Below are 5,508 nucleotides of genomic sequence, written 5' to 3'. Positions count from 1 at the left end.
CTCCCCGGTGAAGGTCCGCCGGATCACGAAGTTCGCGCCCTCGCCGGCGCCGATCTCCTCGTCGATCACCCGCCGCACCGTCTGCGCGTACTCCTCGTCGGAGACGTCGAACCCGCCGTCCACGACGCCCACCGGGTGCGCGGGCAGCCGGTCGAGCACCTCCGCGAGCGGCAGCTCGTACGCCTCGTCGGCGACGAGCACCGAGAGCGGGGTGCCGTCGTCCCGCACGTCGAAGCCGCGCTCGCGGATCTGCCGGAACGGCACGAGCGCCAGCGCAGGCCGAGGACCCACGGGCAGCTCGGCGAGCTTCCCCGCCTCGTGCACCGGGCCGATCAGCACCTCGACGGTGTCGTGGTCCCGGCCGGGCGTGCGCCGGCGCAGCAGGGCGAAGGGCGGGCAGGAGTCGTCCAGGAGACGGGAGAGGTCCATGGGTGTCGTCGTTCCTTCCGTGGGGTTCCGCGAGGAGTGCGGATGCGGAGAGGAACGGCCCCCGGGTACGAGAAAGGCCGCCCCTCGGGCGGCCTTCGCGAGTCTCGGTGTACGCGCAGTCAGTGGGCCGCCGGATGAGCGGTCCACCACCAGTCACGGGTCGAGTGCGCGAACATGCGAGCACTGTAGCCCACGGGGGCACGGCGACGGGGTCCGGTCCGCACCGTGGACGGTGCGGGCCGGGGGGGGGGGGGCGGCCCGCCCCGGGGGGGGGGGCGCCCCGGACCCCGTGGTCCAGCCGGAGGCGTCGGTCAGAAGATCATGTTGTAGATCTGCCAGCCGCTGCCGACCTGCACGCGCGGCGGGAACGGCGCCGTCGGGTTGCCGTTGCTGGTGTACAGCCACAGCGCGCCGGAGGCGTCCCGGGCGACGACGTCCGGACGGCCGTCCTTGTTCAGGTCGCTCGGACCCAGGACGGAGTTGTATATCTGCCAGCCCGAGCCGATCTTGACGCGCGGCCCGAAGGGCTTGGTGCCGACGCCGGTGCCGTTGTAGAGCCACAGCGCGCCGGAGGCCTCGCGGGCCATCACGTCCGGCTTGCCGTCACCCGTGAGGTCACCGGTGCTGACGATCGTGTTGTAGATCTGCCAGCCCGTACCGATCTTGACGCGCGGCCCGAGCGGGGCGCTCGGGTTGCCCGTCCCCGGGTACAGCCACAGGACACCGGAGCTCTCGCGCCCGATCACGTCCGGCTTGCCGTCCCCGGTCTGGTCCCGCACGCCCACGATCTGGTTGAACACACCCCAGCCCGTGCCGGCCTTCACCCGCGCCTTGAACGGCGCGGACGGGTTGCCGCTGCCCGAGTAGTACCAGAGCGCCCCGTTGGGCTCGCGGGCGATCAGATCCCCGGTCCCGTCGGCCCGCAGCGCGGTCAGCGGCGTCACCAGGTTGTAGATCCCCCACCCGGTGCCCACCTTGTAGCGCGCCAGGAAGGGAGCCGTGGCGCTCCCGGTGCCCTGGTACTGCCAGAGGGTGCCGGAGGAGTCACGGGCGACGAGGTTGTAGCGGTTGGTGGCGGGGACGGGGGCGGCGGCGGGGACCACCTGGACGTCCGCCGACCGCACCCACGCCATGCGGTGGTTGTAGTGGATGGGGATGAACTTCGTCGTCCCCTGGACGCGGGTGCCGTCCTTGTCGTATGCGCTGGAGTAGTAGTCGCCGTACACCTCGGCGCCCGCCGCGACGTAGGCCTGGCCCGCCGGGATGGTGTACTTCGTCAGCGGGTCGGAGTTCTTGCCGTACGTACCGTCCTGCACGTTCACACCGGTACCGGTGTACGCCGCCGGCTCGGGGTAGGCGCGTCCGTACACCTTGACCGGCGTCGTGCCGGCCGGCTTCACCACGGTTTTCGCGGTGTCGACCAGGGAGGTGTACCGGCCGCCGGGGTTGTGGAACCACGCCTTCTGGGAGCCGTACCAGATGGCCGTCCAGTCGCCGGAGGTGCCGGCGACGACGTACTGGCTGCCGGCGACGACCTTGTTGCCCCAGTTGTCACCGCTGTTCCACACGGCGCCGGAGATGTACGGGTCCTTGATCGTGGGGGAGCTGGTGCTCGGCTCCGTGTAGAGGTACCCGAAGTTCGCCGGCTGAGCCGGGGCGGTCCTCCGCGTCACGACGCCGTCGACTTTCTCGGTGTACGTCAGCGACGGCTGGTTCTCCGAGGTGAACGGCGGAACCACGCGAACCGTCTGGCCGGCCGTCAGCGGACCGCCCGCGCCACCGGCGCCGGTCGGAGCGCCGATCTTGGCCATGAACCGGTTCCAGTCCCAGAACGGGCCCGGGTCCCAGTGGACGCCGGGAGCGTAGTAGTCGAGCACACCCGGAATCTCGTCGTGGCCGATGACGTGCTCACGCGTCAGCGGAACGTTGTACTTGGCCGCCAGGTACTTCACCATCTCCGCGGTGGTGTCGTACTGCGTCTCCTTGTACCAGTTGCTACCGCCCTTGATGGCGTAACCCTCGTGCTCGATGCCGATCGAGTGCATGTTGAGGGTCTTGTTGCCGGCGTGGAACGCCTCGTTCTTGGTCTCCACCATCTGGGTGACCCGGCCGTCGGCTCGGACGATGTAGTGGGCGCTGGCCCACTTGTTCGGGTCCTTGAAGACGCTCACGGCACCGTCGTGCGTGCCCTCGACGTCGTGGATGACGATCTGGCGGATGTCGAAACCACCGGTGCCGTACGGAACCCGGCTCGCGATGTTGTAGTTGCCCTTGTCCTGCACGTAGGCGGCCGGGTCGTAGACGCAGGCCAGTCCGGTCGGGCACTCCGGCGTCACGGACGCCGTCGCCGCCGTCGTGACGGCCAGCGGGACGTTGGCCGGCTTGACCGGCTCCACCGTCGGGTCGGCCGGCAGGACGACTCGCTCGCCGTCCGTCGTGACCTCGGCCTCACCCGTCCTGATCGACTCGAAGACGCGCTTCGCGAACTGGTCGGCGCCCTTGCGGTCCTCGGACTGGCTGTAGCGGGCCACGGCCGGGTACCAGTCGCCCGGCTCCTCCGACAGCTCGGCGCCGGCCTGCTTCTGGTACTCCGCGAGCAGCGCCGCGCCGGCCCGGATCGAGGCCTCGGTGTCGTTCTGCACGGACTCGGTGGAGCTGTCGATCAGCTCGGCGGCCTTGTCCAGGGTGTGCAGCCGGGGGTCGTCGGTGTCGACCTCCTGGTCAGGTACGGGGGCGAGCAGCTTCTTCTTGTCGATCTTCTTGTCGACCGACGGGTCCCCGGTGCCGTTCACGAGGTGCTCGATGTGATCGTCGTGATCCTCGAGGTCCTCCGGGTCGACCTTCGTCAGGCCCATGACGTTGTAGTCGCCCGTGACGCTGGGCTGCCCGTCGTGCGACTCCCACCGCGTCTGGCGGTACGACACCGCCATCAGCACGCTCTGCGGTACGTCGAACTCCTCCGCCGCCGCCGCGAACTGCTCCTGCAGCGAGGCGTCGCGGCCCGCCGCCGGGCTGCCGGCCGCGCCGATCAACCCCGGGGAGGCGACCGCGATGGTGCCGATGGTGGCCGTGGCGACGACGGCCGCCGCCGCTCCGTACAAGAGTCGCTTCTTCTTACGATCCCTGCGGTGCCTCTGGGTCACACCCACCCCTGTGGTCTCGGCTATGTTGTTGAAGAATGTTTGCGGTAAACGGGCCCGAGGGTAACACCACTCGATGGCGTGAAGATCGCCGCACGACATATCGGGCGCGCGTCTCAGTCACTGGGCACCGGACAGGACCGGACGAAGAACCCCGTAGTGTGGTGCATGTGACCGTGAACGCCGATTCCCACGCCGTCGCCAAGGCGACCTGGCGAGACCTGCCCGCGGCGCAGCAGCCCGAGTACCCCGATGCCGAGGCTCTGCGCGATGTGATCGCGGACCTCGAGTCGTATCCTCCGCTCGTCTTCGCAGGCGAGTGCGACCAGCTGCGCGCCCGGATGGGAGCCGTCGCCCGTGGCGAGGCGTTCCTGCTCCAGGGCGGCGACTGCGCCGAGGCCTTCGACGCCGTGTCCGCCGACCACATCCGGGCCAAGCTCAAGACGCTGCTCCAGATGAGCGCCGTCCTCACCTACGCGGCCTCCGTGCCCGTGGTCAAGGTCGGCCGCATCGCGGGGCAGTACTCCAAGCCCCGTTCGAAGCCGACCGAGACCCGCGACGGAGTCACCCTCCCGACCTACCGCGGCGACTCCGTCAACGGCTTCGACTTCACCGAGGCCGCCCGTATCCCGGACCCCGAGCGGCTGAAGCGGATGTACCACGCCTCCGCCTCCACGCTCAACCTGGTGCGCGCCTTCACCACCGGTGGCTACGCCGACCTGCGCCAGGTGCACGCCTGGAACCAGGACTTCGTGAAGTCCTCGCCCTCCGGGCAGCGCTACGAGCAGCTGGCCCGCGAGATCGACAACGCGCTGAACTTCATGAAGGCCTGCGGCACCGACCCGGCCGAGTTCCGCGCGGTGGAGTTCTACGCCTCCCACGAGGCGCTGCTCCTCGACTACGAGGGCGCCCTGACCCGTACCGACTCGCGCACGGGCAAGCTGTACGACACGTCCGGCCACATGGTCTGGATCGGTGAGCGCACCCGCCAGCTGGACCACGCCCACATCGAGTTCGCCTCGCGGATCGCGAACCCGATCGGCATCAAGCTGGGCCCCTCCACCTCGGTGGACGACGCGCTCACCTACATCGACCGCCTCGACCCCGAGCGCGAGCCGGGCCGGCTGACCTTCATCGTCCGCATGGGCGCCGACAAGGTCCGCGACAAGCTGCCCGAGCTGGTCGAGAAGGTCACGGCCTCCGGCGCGACCGTCGCCTGGGTGACCGACCCGATGCACGGCAACACCTTCGAGGCCGCGTCCGGGCACAAGACGCGCCGCTTCGACGACGTGCTGGACGAGGTCAAGGGCTTCTTCGAGGTCCACAAGGCCCTCGGCACCCACCCCGGCGGCATCCACGTCGAGCTGACCGGTGACGACGTCACCGAGTGCGTGGGCGGCGGCGACGAGATCTTCGTCGACGACCTGCACCAGCGCTACGAGACGGCCTGCGACCCGCGGCTCAACCGCAGCCAGTCGCTGGACCTGGCCTTCCTGGTGGCGGAGATGTACCGCGATCAGTAGGGAGCTTCCTACGACGATGGGGCGCGGATCCTTGTGATCCGCGCCCCATCGTCGTCGGTGGGGCTTTTGGCCCCTGCGGCCGCCGGGTAAGGTTAGGTAAACCTAATCGATCTCGGCGGGAGGTGAATCGCGTGTACGTCTGCTCGTGCTTCGGTGTCACGGAGAAGCAGGTCAAGGAGCACGCGGACGCGGGCGCCTGTACACCTCGCCAGATCGCCTCGGCCTGCAAGGCCGGCACGGACTGCGGTTCGTGCGTGCGCCGCATCCAGGCCATCCTCGGCCGCGGCAGCTGCCCGCGGCGCGACCTCCTCGACCAGGGCGTGCCCGCCCTCGCGGCCGACGTCACCCCGGAGGTCACCGAGCTGGGGGAAGCCGCTTAGAGCCCCCGGTCCGCCGCCGTGCGCGACATCCGGCCG

General features: G+C 69.8%; 4 protein-coding genes and 1 pseudogene. 2 read left to right on the top strand and 3 right to left on the bottom strand.

Going from position 1 to position 5,508, the window contains the following annotated elements; all coding sequences use genetic code 11:
- The 3 genes and pseudogenes from RIF68_RS25890 to RIF68_RS25885 form a co-directional block, all read right to left on the bottom strand.
- Nucleotides 1–429, bottom strand: a pseudogene (locus RIF68_RS25890) (phenazine-specific anthranilate synthase component I); the annotation flags it as partial.
- A gap of 119 nt (nucleotides 430–548) precedes the next feature.
- Nucleotides 549–605 carry a trp operon leader peptide gene (locus tag RIF68_RS36555; RefSeq protein WP_352058830.1) on the bottom strand — a complete coding sequence of 19 codons (57 nt, stop codon included), beginning with the start codon at nucleotides 603–605 and terminating at the stop codon, nucleotides 549–551.
- A gap of 135 nt (nucleotides 606–740) precedes the next feature.
- Nucleotides 741–3,530 carry an N-acetylmuramoyl-L-alanine amidase gene (locus RIF68_RS25885; protein ID WP_309053710.1) on the bottom strand — a complete coding sequence of 930 codons (2,790 nt, stop codon included), beginning with the start codon at nucleotides 3,528–3,530 and terminating at the stop codon, nucleotides 741–743.
- A 209-nt stretch (nucleotides 3,531–3,739) separates the two neighbouring features.
- On the opposite strand from RIF68_RS25885, the gene RIF68_RS25880 reads away from it, so the two are divergent.
- On the top strand, nucleotides 3,740–5,092 hold the full coding sequence (locus RIF68_RS25880) for a class II 3-deoxy-7-phosphoheptulonate synthase (RefSeq protein ID WP_309053709.1): 1,353 nt from the start codon (nucleotides 3,740–3,742) through the stop codon (nucleotides 5,090–5,092).
- A gap of 122 nt (nucleotides 5,093–5,214) precedes the next feature.
- Entirely contained in the window at nucleotides 5,215–5,472 is a 258-nt protein-coding gene (locus tag RIF68_RS25875) for a (2Fe-2S)-binding protein (protein ID WP_309053708.1), read from the top strand.
- The last annotated feature ends 36 nt before the right edge of the window (nucleotides 5,473–5,508 follow it).

The sequence above is a fragment of the Streptomyces sp. genome (assembly GCF_031178505.1).
In the GTDB taxonomy this organism is placed as follows: domain Bacteria; phylum Actinomycetota; class Actinomycetes; order Streptomycetales; family Streptomycetaceae; genus Streptomyces; species Streptomyces gulbargensis.
The sequence above is the reverse complement of the archived record's forward strand: the minus strand, read 5'-3'. Positions and strand labels throughout refer to the sequence as shown.